Source organism: Kitasatospora sp. NPDC036993 (genome assembly GCF_055607525.1).
Genome location: NZ_JBVJRP010000002.1, coordinates 329986 through 345347, shown reverse-complemented (window position 1 = coordinate 345347; position 15362 = coordinate 329986). Strand labels below are relative to the sequence as shown.

14 protein-coding genes are annotated in these 15362 nt (G+C 71.8%); 5 read left to right on the top strand and 9 right to left on the bottom strand.

What is annotated here, in order from left to right; translation table 11 throughout:
- Positions 1-431 precede the first annotated feature (431 nt).
- On the top strand, positions 432-914 hold the full coding sequence (locus tag ACZ7C5_RS04935) for a hypothetical protein (protein WP_470321985.1): 483 nt from the start codon (positions 432-434) through the stop codon (positions 912-914).
- A 322-nt stretch (positions 915-1236) separates the two neighbouring features.
- Complete coding sequence (locus ACZ7C5_RS04930; RefSeq protein ID WP_401084661.1) at positions 1237-2550, top strand: multidrug effflux MFS transporter; 1314 nt, start codon at positions 1237-1239, stop codon at positions 2548-2550.
- A 136-nt stretch (positions 2551-2686) separates the two neighbouring features.
- Here the strand turns inward: ACZ7C5_RS04930 and ACZ7C5_RS04925 are convergent, their stop codons facing one another.
- The 9 genes from ACZ7C5_RS04925 to ACZ7C5_RS04885 form a co-directional block, all read right to left on the bottom strand.
- Positions 2687-4744 (bottom strand): glycosyl hydrolase family 18 protein, encoded by a 2058-nt coding sequence (locus ACZ7C5_RS04925; protein WP_470321984.1) that lies wholly within the window; start codon positions 4742-4744, stop codon positions 2687-2689.
- 625 nt (positions 4745-5369) lie between these two features.
- Complete coding sequence (locus tag ACZ7C5_RS04920; protein WP_470321983.1) at positions 5370-5966, bottom strand: hypothetical protein; 597 nt, start codon at positions 5964-5966, stop codon at positions 5370-5372.
- A gap of 304 nt (positions 5967-6270) precedes the next feature.
- Positions 6271-7212, bottom strand: coding sequence for an ABC transporter substrate-binding protein (locus ACZ7C5_RS04915; protein WP_401084653.1), 942 nt, complete (start codon positions 7210-7212; stop codon positions 6271-6273).
- A gap of 44 nt (positions 7213-7256) precedes the next feature.
- The gene (locus tag ACZ7C5_RS04910; RefSeq protein WP_401084650.1) at positions 7257-7934 is read right to left on the bottom strand and encodes an ABC transporter permease; all 678 of its coding nucleotides are present in this window, start codon (positions 7932-7934) and stop codon (positions 7257-7259) included.
- A complete protein-coding gene (locus tag ACZ7C5_RS04905) occupies positions 7931-8599 on the bottom strand; it encodes an ABC transporter permease (RefSeq protein WP_188300696.1) in 669 nt (222 codons plus the stop codon). The genes ACZ7C5_RS04910 and ACZ7C5_RS04905 overlap by 4 nt, the downstream gene beginning before the upstream one ends.
- Entirely contained in the window at positions 8589-9803 is a 1215-nt protein-coding gene (locus ACZ7C5_RS04900; protein ID WP_401084647.1) for an ABC transporter ATP-binding protein, read from the bottom strand. Before ACZ7C5_RS04900 ends, ACZ7C5_RS04905 begins: the two co-directional genes overlap by 11 nt.
- A 213-nt stretch (positions 9804-10016) precedes the next feature.
- Positions 10017-10403 carry a rhodanese-like domain-containing protein gene (locus ACZ7C5_RS04895; protein ID WP_401084644.1) on the bottom strand — a complete coding sequence of 129 codons (387 nt, stop codon included), beginning with the start codon at positions 10401-10403 and terminating at the stop codon, positions 10017-10019.
- Positions 10397-11029 (bottom strand): cysteine dioxygenase, encoded by a 633-nt coding sequence (locus ACZ7C5_RS04890; RefSeq protein WP_470321982.1) that lies wholly within the window; start codon positions 11027-11029, stop codon positions 10397-10399. The genes ACZ7C5_RS04895 and ACZ7C5_RS04890 overlap by 7 nt, the downstream gene beginning before the upstream one ends.
- Before the next feature lie 198 nt (positions 11030-11227).
- Entirely contained in the window at positions 11228-11305 is a 78-nt protein-coding gene (locus ACZ7C5_RS04885; RefSeq protein WP_107086570.1) for a putative leader peptide, read from the bottom strand.
- A 398-nt stretch (positions 11306-11703) separates the two neighbouring features.
- Here ACZ7C5_RS04885 and ACZ7C5_RS04880 point away from each other — a divergent pair, with 398 nt between their 5' ends.
- The 3 genes from ACZ7C5_RS04880 (at position 11704) to ACZ7C5_RS04870 (ending at position 15116) form a co-directional block, all read left to right on the top strand.
- A complete protein-coding gene (locus tag ACZ7C5_RS04880) occupies positions 11704-12546 on the top strand; it encodes a nitrilase-related carbon-nitrogen hydrolase (protein WP_188300692.1) in 843 nt (280 codons plus the stop codon).
- Between the two features lie 11 nt (positions 12547-12557).
- The gene (gene hydA / locus ACZ7C5_RS04875; RefSeq protein ID WP_401084638.1) at positions 12558-13988 is read left to right on the top strand and encodes a dihydropyrimidinase; all 1431 of its coding nucleotides are present in this window, start codon (positions 12558-12560) and stop codon (positions 13986-13988) included.
- Positions 13989-14102: 114 nt separating this feature from the next.
- Positions 14103-15116, top strand: a complete 1014-nt coding sequence (locus tag ACZ7C5_RS04870) for a TIGR03842 family LLM class F420-dependent oxidoreductase (RefSeq protein WP_470321981.1) — start codon at positions 14103-14105, stop codon at positions 15114-15116.
- The last annotated feature ends 246 nt before the right edge of the window (positions 15117-15362 follow it).

Genomic DNA, 15362 nt, shown 5'->3' with positions numbered 1-15362 from the left:
GGCGGTCCGGGTCAGAGTGGCCGACCCTGGGGCCGGCCGCCTGTGCTCCGGGTGCAGCAGGCCGGGCTGCGGCGGCGCCGGGCTTGAGCAAGGCTCGACTGGGACTCGGGTCGTGCTCGACCCGGGGGTGCCACCCTGAGTGCCGGAGCGGCAGGTGCCCGGGGCCTCGGCGGTCCGGAACCCGCGGTTCTCATGGCCTCTGCCGAACGGCATACGCCTGAAGGTGGAGGACCTACCCCGTGGGTCGGAGCCGAGATCGCGACCTAGTGGTGACGATCCGACGGGTCCGTCCGGGACACGATGGTGACACCGGGCGGCGGACCGCGCAGACCGGGCCGGTGGCGCAGAGCCGAACGACGTGAACGGCCCTCGGCAGCGGGAACAACAGGCAACGGCCGCATCGGTCACGACACGGGAGAGGACAGCCGGGCATGAAGGGCATCGTGAGCAAGGTCGCGCTGGGAGTAGCCGGCACCGGCATGGCCGTGGCCGTGGCGGCCGTGGCCATCGGCCCGCGGGTGTCCGACTGGTACGACGAGCGCCACCAGCAGCAGGCTGCCTATGACACCGGCACCCAGGCCAAGGCCGACCGTCACACGATGCCGGCCTGGCTGCCCGACAACGCCTCCGGCGTCAAGTACCTGATGTCCACCACCGGCGACGACCGCCTGCTGCGCGCCACCCTTCCGGAGGGGCGGCTGCCCGTCGGCTGCACCGCCGGGCAGCCGGGCCGGGGCACGCACCCGGTGCCGGAATCGCTCAAGGCGGGCTGGTTCCCCGAGGGCGTCGCGACCAAGGCCAGCGGCACCTGCGGGCACTACAGCGTCGCGCTGAACGGCAACCAGCTCTACGCGTGGCAGGACGGTGCGGCGGTGCAGGCGGCGCTCCGCGCCGAGCACGTCGTCAAGCACTGAGCACGTCGCCAAGGGCCGAGCACGTCGTCAAGCACTGAGCGCACCGCTCGGGCATCGGCGCCCCCGGTTGCTGCTGACCGATTTCTGATCACCCCTGGCCGTTCCTGATTGATTCTGGCCAGGTACCGCTACGGCCCGCCGGGCACCGGAAGGTGCGGGCGGGCCGTCGTCGTGGGCGAGCCGAGCAGGGACCGGCCGGCGGGCGATCGATCCGGGCACACTCTGTGGCCGAACAGGGCCCACCCCCGCTGTCGGAACCGGGCCGGGCTGCGATAGGACGGAGCGCGAACGAATCCCACGTCACCTGTCCGCAAGGAGAACCATGCCCGGCCCGACCGTCGGCCCCACCGACGACACGTCGACCGCAGCCGCCGCCACCCCGTCCGTCCTGCCCGCCCCGTCCGTCCCCGGAACCGCCACCGGATCCGTCGCCGCACCCGACACCGGCCAGGCCCGCCCCGGCTGGGCCGTGATCGCCGCCCTCGGCGGTCTCACCGCGCTCGGCCCCCTCACCACGGACCTCTACCTCCCGGGCCTGCCCGCGATCGCCGACGACCTGGTCGCCCAGCCGGCCGCCGTCCAGCTCACCCTGACCTTCTCGATGTTCGGGGTCGCGGCCGGGCAGCTGCTCTTCGGACCGCTCAGCGACCGTTTCGGGCGCCGCGTGCCGCTGCTCGTGGGGCTCGTCCTCTACACCCTGGCCAGCGTGGTGTGCGTGTTCGCGCCGAACCTCACGGTGCTGATCGCCGCCCGCTTCGTCCAGGGCGCGGCCGGGTCCGCCGGGCTGGTGATCGGGCGGGCCGTCTCCCGGGACCGCTTCCAGGGCGTCGCGCTGCTGCGCTTCCTCGCCTCGATCGCCCTGATATCCGGGCTGGCGCCGATCCTCGCCCCGATCGTCGGTGCGCAGCTGATGCGGTTCACCTCGTGGCGCGGCACCTTCGGCGTGCTCACGGCGCTCGGACTGCTGCTCACCCTGGTCGCGTTCGGCGTGCTGCGCGAGACGCTGCCGCCGGAGACCCGGGACCGCGGTGGAGTGGGCGCGGCCCTGCGGACGATGGGGCGGTTGCTGCGCAACCTGCCGTTCCTCGGGCTGGCGCTGACCAGCTCGCTCGCCTTCGGGGCGCTGTTCGGTTACATCAGCGGGTCGTCGACGGTGCTCCAGCACGTGTACCAGGTCTCGCCGCAGACCTACAGCCTGCTGTTCGGGCTGAACTCGTTCGCGATCGTGGTGATGACCCAGCTGAACGGGCGGGTGCTGGCGCCGCGCTTCACCCAGCGGGCGCTGATGCTCGGCAGCCTCGCGGCGGCGGTCGCCGCCGGGGTGGCGCTGGTGCTGCTGACGACGGTGTGGGACTTCGGGCTGGCCGGCTTCTGCCCGCCGCTGTTCGTGATGATGGGCAGCCTGGGGGTGCTCCTGCCGAACACCGCCGCGCAGGCGCTCGGCCTGGTCGAGCCGCAGGTGGCGGGTACGGCGTCGGCGCTGCTCGGGACGGGCAACTTCCTGTGCGGCGCGGTGGTCGCTCCGCTGAGCAGCCTTGGCGGGCAGCCGTCGGCGGTGCTGCTGGCGCTGGTGGTCCTGGTCTGCGGGGTGCTGGCGACGGTGGCGTACCTGGCGCTGTGCCGACCGGAGCGGTAGCAGAGAGCGGCGAGCGACGAACAGAAACCAGAGGACAGAAACCAGAGGACAGAAACCAGAGGACAGAAAACAGATGACAGCTGACAGATGTTGAAATCTGTCAGCTGTCACCCGTTATTCGTCAGCCGAAGCGGACTCAGACGATGGAGAAGTCATCCCCGAACACGTTGCCCTGCCCGTACCAGCCGTGCAGGTACACGGTGACGGTGCCGTTGGCGCCGGTGGTGAAGGGGACGGAGACCTTGGTCCAGGTGGAGGAGTTGGCCCAGACGCTGGCGGTGGCACCACCGCTGACGCCGACGTACGCGTAGTTGCCCTGCACCCAACCGCTCAGGGTGTAGCTGGTGTTGGGCTTCAGGGTGACGGTCTGCGCGCACTCGCCGGTCTGGCTCGCGGTGGCCGCGGCCTGGAGCGAGTGGGTGCCGGAGTGGGCCGGGCTGGAGGCCAGGCCGCCGCCGCTCTGGCAGGTCCACGGGGCCAGGCTGCCGCTCTCCAGGTCACCGTTGACCACGGTGGTCGCCGGGCCGGTCCCGGTGACGGTCACCGAGTAGGTCGCGGAGTGGCTGCCGGACGGGCCGGTGGCGTTGATGATCAGCGGGTAGGTGCCCGGCATCGTGCTCGCGGCGGCGGTGATGTTCAGCGTGGCGCTGTTGCCGGCGGTGACGGTGCCGGGGGTGACGGTGGCGGTGAGGCCGCCGATCGGGACGGTGATGATCGAGAAGTTGAGGTTCTGCGCCGAGCCCGCGGTGACGGCCGTCGTGACGGCCGCGGAGATGGACGAACCGGCCGTGACCGTACCGGAGGTCGGGTTCACGGCGACCGAGAAGTCGTTGCTCGGCTGAGTGCCGTTGACCGTCAGGATGAAGCTGCTGCTGTGGCTGCCGGAGGCCGCCGAACCGGTGATCGTGATCGGGTAACTGCCGGGCGCCGTCGCGGAGGTGGTGCTGATGTTCAGCGTGGCGTTGTTGCCGGCGGTGACGCTGCCCGGGGTGACGGTCGCGGTGACGCCCGCAGGGGCGCCGCCGACCGTGAGGTTGACGCTCTGCGCCGAACCCGCCGTCACGGCCGTCGCGATGGTCGCCGAGGTGGACGAACCTGCGGTTACCGTACCGGAGTTCGGGCTGGCCGAAATCGAGAAGTCGTTGCTCACCGTCGAGCCGCTGGTGAACGGCGCGAAGATGTGGGTGAAGTCCCAGGTGTTCTGGGCGATCCCGGAGCAGTTGTCGTTGCCCTTGGTGCCCGGGCAGCCGCCGTTGTCACGCTGGAGCGCCCAGAAGGACAGCGTGTTGATGCCCTTGGCGACCGCCCAGTTGTACACGGTGGTGGCGTTGGCCAGGGTGAAGGTCTCGGCCGGGCCGAAGTCGTCGACACCGATCATCTCGGTGATCCCGATCGAACCCCACAGCTGGGCGGGGGTCTTGGACGGGTACAGCCTGGCGAGCTGGTTGTAGAGACCCTGCGCGGAGGTCTGGGTGTCGGCCGCCATGTCGTGGGTGGCGTTGTCGTAGTAGTCGAAGGTCATCATGTTGACGACGTCGATCCGCGCGTTGTTGCTGACCGCGTTGCGCAGCACCGCGAGGCCGCTGTCGGCCAGCCCGGAGGTGGTGGTCGGCAGCGTGTAGGAGAACTGGATGGTCCGGCCCTTGGTGACGGCCCAGTCCTGGACGAGCTTGATCGCCTTGTTGCGGCGGTCGATCCCACCCGTGTTGGTCAGCGAGTTGTCCTCGATGTCGAGGTCGATCCGGCTGACGTCGTAGGTGGTGATCACGTTCTCGAAGGCGGCCGCGATCTGGTTGACATCAGTGCAGCTGTCGGCCAGCTCGGTGCCGGTGTTGTCGGCGGTGTAGCCACCGAAGGACGGGATCACGTCCCCGCCGTTGGCGCGGATGGTCGCGATGTCGGCGCCGAAGGTCGCGGAGGACACCGGCATCGAGGAGTCGCCGTTCCAGTACGGCGTGCAGGAGCCCTTGGTGGCGGTCTGGAGGAACGCCATGGTCAGGTGCTTGGCGCCGGACTGCGCGGCCAGCTGGGCCGGGCTCTGGCCGGTCCAGGCCTCGAAGTAGGGGGCGAAGACCCGGTTGGGGAGCGGGGTGGCGGCCTGGGCGGAGCTCGTCCCGGCGGCTACCAGGCCGGCCGAGGCGACCAGCGTGGCGCAGGCCGTCAACACGGCCTGGACTGTTCGGCGAAGGCGCATGAAATCTCCAACAGACTTGGTGGGGCAGGACGTTGGGGAGGTGCGATCGGTCCGGGCGGCGCAGCAGTGTGGGGTCGGCAGCGTGGTGCCTGGACCGGGTCGGATATCGGGAGCACCAGCGTGCGGGCGGGCGAGTGCTCGCCGGCTCGCGTGGATGCGGGCGGCGTGCGCATGCGCGCGCCGTACGGAGCGGGGGTGGAACGGAACATGGCAGGGCAGTGCCTCAGCCGCCGGTGGCCACACCCCCACAGTGCATCCCGGTCGGATCGACATGCTTATGTTTGGACTAGACCACTGGTCTGTCAAGAGACCTAACAGTTCGTCAGCATACGGTCCGCGCGGCCGAAGGGGGCGAAAGGGCGACCAGAGCGGGTGGGGTGGTCGCCGAAGGGGCCGGGAACGAGAAGACCGTGGCCGCGCACCCGGGAAGGGGCGCGGCCACGGCGGCCCGGCGCTCAGGACACCGGGCGGTTCATGGTGGCGCGGATCCACGGTTCTGCGAAACCCGTGGAGCGGCGGAAATGCGGTTCTTCCGAATGTGCGGACCCCGCGTTACTCGCGGACCTTGCGTAACCCGCGGACCCTGCCCGGCCCGCGGGTCCGCGGGCCGGCTCAGCGCGCCGGCTCAGCGCGCCGGAGGGCAGAGCGTGGCGAGCAGTGCGTCGTTGATCTTCGCGGCGATGTCAGGTCCGAACCCCTGCGGGTGGTCGGCGGAGGTGAAGCGCTGGCCGGCCAGCTCGACCAACTTCTGCTTGTCCTTGGGGAACTGGTACATCGACTGGCACTGGTTGCGCGCCCGGTCCACGGCCTGCTCGGGTTTGCCTCCGACGATCGCCGGATCGATCGCGTCCAGCGCGGAGACCAGCTTGGCCGTCAGGTCGGTGCCCGGCTTGGCGGGCAGCCCGGCGTCGGCGGGCGGGGCGGGCTTGGCCGGTGCGGGGGCTCCCGAGGCGCCGGCGTCGGGTGCGGGCGCACCGGCGGTGCCGTCGGCCGTGGCCGTGGGGGCGGCCGTGCTGTCGGTCGTGGGCGCGGCGGACCCGGGCGCGGGCGCCTCGGGTGTGGTGGCGGCGCCGGTGGGGGAAGCGGCCGGAGTGGTGGCGGAGGCGGTGGGGGAGCCGGCCGCGGCGGTGGCCTTGCCGGAGCCCGACCCGGAACCGGAGCAGGCAGCGAGGCTCACCGCGGCGAGTGCCGTGAGGGTGGCGGCGAGGAGACGAGTGCGCATGGCGCCCACACTGTCATGTTCGCGGCATGGAAGGGAAGGTCCCTCCGCAGGCCGGAGAGGGGGCTCCGCAACGGCGGACGGTGGCCCGGAGGAAGCTCCTCCGGGCCGCCGCGTTCACGACCCCCGGCCGGTCGGCGGCAACCCGCGCCGGCCACCGGACAGGCAGACCGCCAGACGGGCAAACCACCGGACGGGCAGACAGCCAGACGGGCAAACCACCGGACGGGCAAACCGTCGAGCCGGCAGGCCGTTCAAACCGCCGGACCGGCAGGGGCGCCAGGTCGGCCGTCCGGCCGTCCGACCGTCAGCCGAGGCCGTTGGACTTCAGCCAGTCCTTGGCGACCGCCGACGGGTCCTCCTTGTCCGTCGACACGCGCTTCATCAGCGCCAGCAGCCCGGTGGTGTCGAGCTTGGCCGACACCGCGTTGAGCGCCGCCGTCGCGGTCGCGTTCACGCCCGCCTTGTTGACCAGCGGGGTGACGTTCTGCGCGCCGAAGATGTTCTTCGGGTCGGACAGCGGGACGAGCTTGTACTGGGCGATCTTCGGGTCGGTGGTGAACACGTTGCCGACCTGGATACTGCCGTCCTTGAGCGCGTTCGCGGTGGTGTCGGCGGTGGGCTTCCACTCCTTGAAGGTCAGCCCGTAGACGTCCTTGAGCTGCTGCTCACGGCGGTTCTTGAACTCCGGCGGCCCTCCGATGGTGAACTCGCCCGCCTTGGCGGCCAGGTCGGCGATGCTCTTGAGACCGTCCTTGTCGGCGGTCTCCTGGGTGACGCTCAGCGAGTCCTTGTCCTCGGCCGGGGAGGAGTCGAGGATGCCCAGCGAGGCGGGCAGCGTCTTGGCGAGCGCCGCGTTCACGTCCTGGGTGGTGACGGCGGTGGAGTTGGCGTCCAGGTAGGCGAGCAGCGAGCCGTTGTACTCCGGCAGGACGGTCAGGTTCCCGCTCTGCAGCTGTCCGTAGAGCACCTCGCGGCTGCCGATGTTGAACTTCTCCTCGACCTTGATGCCCTTGGCCTTGAGCGCCTGCGAGTAGATCGAGCCGAGCAGGACGTTCTCGGGGAAGTTCGCCGAGCCGACCACCACCGTCGACCCTGAGCCGCCCGACCCGCCTGTTGAGGCCGCGGTGCTCGAACCCCCGCCGAGCGGGTCGCCGCCGCCCGAGGAACCGCAGGCGGTGGCGCCGAGGGCGAGCGCGGCGAGGGTGCCGAGGACGACGGCGCGACGGCTTCGGTTGATTGTCGACATGGTGACAGATGTCCTTCCGGGACGAGAGAGAGGAGGGGAGGAGATCAGCGGGGCTGCTGCTGGGCGCGCACCCCGGGCGGGAGCGCGAACCGGGCGAGCAGGGCGAAGAACAGCTGGGCGCCGACCGCGAGCAGCACCACCAGCAGCGCACCGCCCACGGTCACGGCGTACTTGCGGGTCGCCAGCCCGTCGATGACGTAGCGGCCGAGCCCGCCCAGGCCGACGTAGGCGGCCACCGTGGCGGTCGCGATCACCTGCACGGTCGCGGTGCGGAAGCCCGCAAGCAGGGTCGGCGCGGCCGAGGGCAGGCAGACCTGCCGCAGTACCTGCGGGTGGGTCAGCCCGATGCCGCGCGCGGCGTCCCGGACGTCCGGGTCGGTGCCCCGAACCCCCTCGACGGCGGCCACCAGCAGCGGCGGCGCGGCCAGGGCGACCAGCGGGATCAGGACCGCGGTGTCGCCGACCCCGGCGAGCAGCACGGCCAGCGTCACCAGGCCGAGGGTGGGCAGCGCGCGGGCGGCGCCGGCGAGCGCGGTCACCACGGTGACGCCGCGCCCGGTGTAGCCGATCAGCAGCCCGAGCGGGACGGCGAGCAGCGTCGCGTACAGCAGGGCCTCGCCGGAGAGCAGCAGGTGTTCGGAGACCCGGTGCACGATCGAGTCCGGCCCGCTGAGGTGGTCCGGGGCGGTGAAGAAGTCGCTCAGCCAGTTCAGCCAGTTCACGAGCCCGCTCCCTTCTCCCGGACCGCCCAGGGCGCGAGCAGCCGCCGGGCGGCCACCAGCACCAGGTCGACGGCCAGCGCCAGGACGGCGATCAGCGCGATACCGGCCACGATCGGGGTCGGGAAGGTGCGCTGGAAGCCGTCGATGAACAGGTAGCCGAGCCCGCCGCGCCCGACCAGCGCGCCGACGCTGGCCAGCGAGATGCTGGACACCGCGGCGACCCGCAGTCCGGCGATCAGGTACGGCACGGCGGCGGGCAGCTCGACCGAGGTCAGCCGGTGCCACGGCCCGTACCCCATCGCGGTGGCGGCCTGCCGGACGGCGTCCGGGACGGCGCGCAGCCCGTCCACGGTGGTCGGCAGCAGGACGGCGAGGGCGTAGAAGGTGAGCGGGATCATCACGGTCGCCTGGGTGGCGAGCCCTGTGTACGGGATCAGCACCACGAACACGGCCAGCGAGGGCAGCGCGTAGACGATGTTGAAGACGGCGGACAGCGGCTGGTAGAGCCGCGGGAATCGGGCGCAGGCCAGGCCGAGCGGGACGGCCAGCAGCAGACCGATGAGCACGGGGACGAGGGCGATCACGGCGTGGTCGGCGAGCAGGTGGCCGAGGTAGCCGACGTGGTCGCCGATCCAGTACCAGCGGACGATCGGTTCATCGTCCACCGTCGGCTCCGTCCGTGCCGTCCGCCGTGTCCGTGCCGCCCGGGGTGCCCGTGCCGCCCGCCGTGTCCGTGCCGCTCGTGCCGCCCGCGCGGCCCGGGTCGTCCGATCGGCTTCCTGCGGTCGGGGACTTGCCGATGCGGACGGGCGCGTCGGCGGCCGTCGAATCGGGGGCGTCGGGTCGCAGCGCCGCGAGGACGGCCTCGCGGCTCGCGGTGCCGGTGGCCCGGCCGTCGGCGTCCAGCGCGACCGCGGCTCCGGCGGGGGAGAGGACGGTAGCGTCCAGCGCGCTGCGCAGGGTGTCGGTGTCCGGGCGGAATCCGGCCGCCGGGTGCAGCTCGGCGGTGACGGCGTCACGGTCGATCCAGCCGATCGGGTGCCGCCCGTCGTCCAGGGCCAACTCCCATCCCCCGTACCGGAGTCCGTCGCTCACGGGGCGGATCTCGACGGCGCTCGCGGGGCGCAGGGCGAGGCCGCGCAGGCCCCGGTCGCGACCGAGGAAGGCGGCCACGCCCTCGTCGGCGGGGGTGGTGAGCAGGGTGTGCGGGTCGGCCAGCTGGGCGATCCGGCCGTGCTCGCGCAGCACCACCACCTGGTCGCCGAGCCGGACGGCCTCCTCGATGTCGTGGGTGACGAACAGCACCGTCTTGTGCAGCTCGGACTGGAGCCGCAGCAGCTCCTCCTGGAGCCCGGCCCGCACCACCGGGTCGACGGCGCTGAACGGTTCGTCCATCAGCAGCACCGGCGGGTCGGCGGCCAGCGCCCGCGCCACGCCGACCCGCTGCTGCTGGCCGCCGGACAGCTGGAACGGGTACCGCTTGGCGGTCTCCGGCGCGAGCCCGACCAGTTCGAGCAGTTCGGCGGCGCGGGCACGGGCCTTCCTGCGGTCCCAGCCGAGCAGGTAGGGGACGGTGGCGATGTTGTCGATCACCTTGCGGTGCGGGAAGAGCCCGGCCTGCTGGATCACGTACCCGATGCCACGGCGCAGCTTGGCCGGTTCCAGTTTCGCGACGTCCGTGTCGTCCAGCAGGACCCGGCCCGAGGTGGGCTCGACCATCCGGTTGACCATGCGCAGCAGGGTGGTCTTCCCGCAGCCGGACGGTCCGACCAGGACGGTTATCCGACCGGTCGGGACCTCCAGGTCCAGGCCCTCGACTGCGATGGTGCCGTCGGGGTGGCGCTTTCCGGCGCCGTCGAATCTGATCACGTGGAGTTTCCTCGTCAGGGCGCCCCGGGGAGGCGGCGCCTGGGTCGGTCGGTCGTTCGGTCGGGTCGATCGGTGGCGGCGGTTTCAAGCGCCCGGGCGTACTTCCGCCCGCGTGGCTGCCCAGCTTTGGACCGGCGGAAACTCTGATCAGACTATGACCTGCATCATCTCCTGTCCCTGATTTACCGTCCGGCACGCGGTTCGGCCCCTGGCTCAGCCGCCCTGACGGGTCGGCAGTCCGGCGGCCTCCCAGCCGACGAAACCGCCGTCCAGGTCGGTCGCCCGGTGCAGCCCCAGTTCGCGCAGCGAGGCGGCGGCGAGGCTGGAGGCGTAACCCTCGGAGCAGACCACGATCACCTCGACGTCGTAGCCCGAGGCCTCGGGGATCCGGTGACTGCCCGTCGGATCGAGCCGCCACTCCAGCACGTTGCGCTCGATGATCAGCGAGCCGGGGATCTCCCCCTCGGCCGCCCGCTGCGCCGCCGGACGGATGTCCACCAGCAGCGCGCCGTCCAGCTGGGCCTGGTACGCATCGCGGGCACGCGGGCGGTGGACGCCCTCCCGGGCCCGCTCCACCAGGTCCTCGATCGTGGTCACCATTGTTCCGGTCCTTCCTCGGAGGTGCGGACGAGCCCGCCGGCCCGCAGGTCGTAGTGCGCCATCGAACTCAGCGGCGGCGAGTAGGCGTGCAGGGTGACGGCGGGGCCGACGGCGGTGTTGCGCACGTCGTGCACGTACTCGGGGCCGAAGGCACGGGCGGTGCCGGCCGGGACCCGGCGGATCAGCAGGCCCTGGTCGGGCCCGCCGAGGGACAGCTCCTCCAACTCGCCGAGGGCGACGGTGAACGCGCCGCGCGAGCCGCCGTGGTCGTGGAAGCCGGTGGACTGGCCGGGCAGCCAGCTGATCAGCCACACCTCGTGGTCCTCGTCGGCGGCCAGGCGGCGGTACCAGCGCTCCTCGGTGGAGAGGCGGACGTGGTGGATCCACTCCTCGGGCCGCTCGGCCAGCACGCGGACGATGGTCCGCAGGGTGCTGGGGGTGAGCGGTGCGGTGGTCCGCGCCTGCCCGGTGGTCGGCGTAGGTGGTGGCTCCGGGGTGGGCGTCGGGTCCGTGGCTGTGTCCGTGGTGGTCGTGTTCGCGGCCGTGTCCCTGTCCGTGGGCGGGGTGGCGCTGCCGGGGCTGTCGGTCGGCCGGGTGTCGGGGCTGATGCTCGGGCTCGGGCTCATGAGGGCGTCCTCGGATGCGGCGGGAACGTCGGGGGGAGGCGCCCGGCCTCCGGCGGCAGCGGGCGGGCGCGGGCCGGCGGAGCGGCCCGGCACGCACGGGTGCGCCGGAGCGGGGCGGGAAGTCAGAACTGCGGGTGCGGGTGCGCGGCGCGGGCCCTGGCAGACGTCACAGGGCGGGACCGGCGGGAGAGAACAAGGTCAACAGGCACAGATGGAACTCGCCTGGCGTCGCAGATCGACGTGCAGGCGGCAGACCAGAGTGGCGCCGGAGTCCATGCGCCGGATCCTTCCCGAGCGAACCGGACGAAGTCAAGCCGAGCCGACGGCCCGCCGTCGCCCCGGGGGCTGTCCGTCTCCGGGGCCTACCCCGCCACCGTCGATCGCGCACCCCGGGTGCCCGGATTCACCCGGACGAGTAAGAGGGCGACTCCCGGGGTAGATCAGCTTCCCATCGCCCCCGGGCACGCCCGCGTGTCCGCGCCACAAGGTCGCTCCAGACGCGTTGACACCAACGTATTGTCAGGCCACCGAGGCCGGGCCTACCGTCTACAGATCGCTTTCTACGCACGTAGACCCTGTGGCTCCCGCGTGGACCCGCAGGGCAGACCCGCCCCGTCAACCCTCAGACCGCGGGCCCGACCGCACGGCCGGACCGCGGAGTTGCGGAGGTACCCATGTCGCAGATCGTCCGTGCCGCGCTCGTCCAGACCCGCTGGACCGGTGACCAGGAGAGCATGATCGCGCTCCACGAGCGGTACGCCCGCGAGGCCGCCGCCCAGGGCGCGAAGATCATCGGCTTCCAGGAGGTCTTCAACTCCCCGTACTTCTGTCAGGTCCAGGAGGCCGAGCACTACCGCTGGGCCGAGGCGGTCCCGGACGGCCCGACCGTGCGCCGGATGCGGGACCTCGCGCGCGAACTCGGGCTGGTGATGGTCGTCCCGGTCTACGAGGAGGAGCAGACCGGCGTCTACTACAACACCGCCGCCGTCATCGACGCCGACGGGAGCTACCTCGGCAAGTACCGCAAGCACCACATCCCGCAGGTCAAGGGCTTCTGGGAGAAGTACTACTTCAAGCCCGGCAACCTCGGCTGGCCGGTGTTCGACACCGCCGTCGGCAGGGTCGGGGTCTACATCTGCTACGACCGCCACTTCCCCGAGGGCTGGCGCGCCCTGGGCCTGGCCGGCGCGCAGATCGTCTACAACCCCTCCGCCACCAGCCGGGGTCTGTCCGCCTACCTCTGGCAGCTCGAACAGCCCGCCGCGGCCGTCGCCAACGAGTACTTCGTCGCCGCGATCAACCGCGTCGGCACCGAGGAGTACGGAGACAACGACTTCTACGGCACCTCCTACTTCGTGGACCCGCGCGGTCGGTTCGTCGGCGAGGTCGCCTCCGACAAGGAGGAGGAACTCGTCGTCCGGGACCTCGACCTCGGCCTGATCGAACAGGTCCGCCAGCAGTGGGCGTTCTACCGCGACCGCCGGCCCGACGCCTACGGACCGCTCGCCGAGGCGTGAGGAGCAGCGCGATGACCACCAGTGACCCGCGCCGGTGCACCGTCGTCCGCGGCGGCCTCGTCATCACAGCCACCGAGGAACTCCACGCCGACGTCCTGATCGAGGGCGAACGCATCGCCGCCCTCGCCACCACCGGCAGTTCCGCCGCCGAGGCCTGGACCGCCGACACCGTCATCGACGCCACCGGCCACTACGTCATCCCGGGCGGCGTCGACGCACACACCCACATGGAGCTGCCGTTCGGCGGCACCTCGGCCTCCGACACCTTCGAGACCGGCACCCGCGCCGCCGCCTGGGGCGGCACCACCACCATCGTCGACTTCGCCGTCCAGTCGGTCGGCGGCTCGCTGCGCGAGGGCCTGGACACCTGGCACGCCAAGGCCGAGGGCAACTGCGCCGTCGACTACGCCTTCCACACCATCGTCTCCGACGTCAACGACGGTGTGCTGAAGGAGATGGACGCCCTCGTGGACTCCGGCGAGTCCACCTCGTTCAAGCTCTTCATGGCCTACCCCGGCGTCTTCTACAGCGACGACGGCCGCATCCTGCGCGCCATGCAGCGCGGTGCCGTCAACGGCGGGCTGATCATGATGCACGCGGAGAACGGCATCGCCATCGACGTCCTGGTCGAACAGGCGCTCGCGGCAGGGAAGACCGCCCCCCGGTACCACGGCGAGGTCCGCCGCGAACTGCTGGAGGCCGAGGCCACCCACCGGGCGATCAAGCTCGCCCAGGTGGCCGGCAGCCCGCTCTACGTCGTGCACGTCTCCGCCGCCGCCGCGCTCGCCGAACTCACCACGGCCAGGGACGCCGGGCACAACGTCTTCGGCGAGACCTGCCCGCAGTACCTCTTCCTCTCCACCGACAACCTCGCCGAGGAGGGTGCCGACGGCTTCGAGGGCGCCAAGTACGTGTGCAGCACGCCGCTGCGGCCGCGCGAGCACCAGGAGGCCCTCTGGCGCGGGCTGCGCACCAACGACCTCCAGGTGGTCTCCACCGACCACTGCCCGTTCTGCTTCGCGGGCCAGAAGGAACTGGGCCGCGGCGACTTCTCGAAGATCCCCAACGGCCTGCCGGGTGTGGAGAACCGGATGGACCTGCTCCACCAGGCCGTGGTGGACGGGCACATCAGCCGGCGCCGCTGGGTCGAGATCGCCTGCACCACCCCGGCCCGGATGTTCGGCCTGCACCCGCGCAAGGGCACCATCACGCCGGGCGCCGACGCCGACCTGGTGGTCTACGATCCCGCCGCCGTGCAGACCGTCTCCGCCGCGACCCACCACATGAACGTGGACTACTCGGCCTACGAGGGCCGCCGGCTCACCGGCCGGGCGCGGACGGTGATGTCGCGCGGCACCGTCGTGCTGGACGGCGGGGAGTGGCTCGGCCGGGCCGGGCACGGGGCCTTCCTGCGCCGGGACACCTGCCAGTACCTGGTCTGAGCCCTCCTCTCCCGCTTCCCGTCCCTCCGCCCGTGCAGGTCCACCCGTGGCCGCCCGCCCGGCCGCCCCACCGGCGGTCGGGCGGGCGGCCGAACCCCTCATCTGGAGCCCCTCATGGACATCGGCCTCGTCCTTCAGACCGACCCGCCCGCCCGGCTGCTCATCGACCGGATGGTCCGGGCCGAACAGGCCGGGTTTAGCCACGGCTGGACCTTCGACTCCTGCGTGCTGTGGCAGGAGCCCTTCGTCATCTACAGCCGGATCCTCGCCGAGACCGAGCGGATCACCGTCGGCCCGATGGTCACCAACCCCTCCACCCGTACCTGGGAGGTGACCGCCTCCCTGTTCGCCACGCTCAACGACATGTACGGCAACCGGACCGTCTGCGGCATCGGCCGCGGCGACTCCGCCATGAGGGTGGCCGGGCGGAGCCCCGCCACCCTCGCCCGGCTCTCCGAAGCCATGCACGCCATCAAGGAGTTGGCCGAGGGGCGCACCGCCGAGGTGGACGGTGCCGAGATGCACCTGCCGTGGGTCCGTCCCGGCGCGTCGCTGCCGATCTGGATGGGCGCGTACGGGCCGAAGGCGCTGAACCTGACTGGTCGTCAGGCTGACGGATTCATTCTCCAGTTGGCCGATCCCTATCTGACCGAGTTCATGGTCAAGGCGGTGCGGGCCGCCGCCGTCGAGGCCGGCCGGGACCCGGACTCGCTCACCATCTGCGTCGCCGCCCCCGCCTACGTCACCGCCGACGACTCGCCCGAGGCCCTCGCCCACGCCCGGGAGCAGTGCCGCTGGTTCGGCGGAATGGTCGGCAACCACGTGGCCGACCTGGTCAGCCACTACGGTGAGCACTCCGACCTGGTGCCGGAGGAACTCACCGACTACATCAAGGACCGCCAGGGGTACGACTACAGCCACCACGGGCGGGCCGGGAACCCGGACACCGCCTTCGTCCCGGACGGGATCGTGGACCGCTTCTGCCTGATCGGCCCGGCCGATGTGCAGCGGGCCCGGCTGGCGGAACTCCGCTCGCTCGGCGTCGACCAGTTCGCCGTCTACGCCATGCACGACGCCATCGAGGCCACCATCGACGCCTACGGGACGGACGTCATCCCGCACCTGTGACGTCCCGCCCGCGACCCACGCTTCGGAACCGTCTTGAGAACCTGCCCGTGAGCCCGCCCGTGACCCCCACCTGAACCCAGCCGTGGCCTCGCCCGCGGCGGACGGGAGTTGCCCGTGCCCGACACCGAGACCAGCGGTGGCAGACAGCGGCAGCACCCCGACGGCCGGGTCGAACTCGACCCGGCAGACGTGGAGTTGCCTCCCAACGGCTTCACCAGCGACGACCTGCGGCCGGTGCCGGGCATC

Coding starts and splice junctions, on each gene's coding strand:
- ACZ7C5_RS04935 (WP_470321985.1), top strand. CDS start 432: ATGAAGGGCATCGTGAGCAAGGTCGCGCTGGGAGTAGCCGGCACCGGC.
- ACZ7C5_RS04930 (WP_401084661.1), top strand. CDS start 1,237: ATGCCCGGCCCGACCGTCGGCCCCACCGACGACACGTCGACCGCAGCC.
- ACZ7C5_RS04925 (WP_470321984.1), bottom strand. CDS start 4,744: ATGCGCCTTCGCCGAACAGTCCAGGCCGTGTTGACGGCCTGCGCCACG.
- ACZ7C5_RS04920 (WP_470321983.1), bottom strand. CDS start 5,966: ATGCGCACTCGTCTCCTCGCCGCCACCCTCACGGCACTCGCCGCGGTG.
- ACZ7C5_RS04915 (WP_401084653.1), bottom strand. CDS start 7,212: ATGTCGACAATCAACCGAAGCCGTCGCGCCGTCGTCCTCGGCACCCTC.
- ACZ7C5_RS04895 (WP_401084644.1), bottom strand. CDS start 10,403: ATGGTGACCACGATCGAGGACCTGGTGGAGCGGGCCCGGGAGGGCGTC.
- ACZ7C5_RS04890 (WP_470321982.1), bottom strand. CDS start 11,029: ATGAGCCCGAGCCCGAGCATCAGCCCCGACACCCGGCCGACCGACAGC.
- ACZ7C5_RS04885 (WP_107086570.1), bottom strand. CDS start 11,305: ATGGACTCCGGCGCCACTCTGGTCTGCCGCCTGCACGTCGATCTGCGA.
- ACZ7C5_RS04880 (WP_188300692.1), top strand. CDS start 11,704: ATGTCGCAGATCGTCCGTGCCGCGCTCGTCCAGACCCGCTGGACCGGT.
- hydA (WP_401084638.1), top strand. CDS start 12,558: ATGACCACCAGTGACCCGCGCCGGTGCACCGTCGTCCGCGGCGGCCTC.
- ACZ7C5_RS04870 (WP_470321981.1), top strand. CDS start 14,103: ATGGACATCGGCCTCGTCCTTCAGACCGACCCGCCCGCCCGGCTGCTC.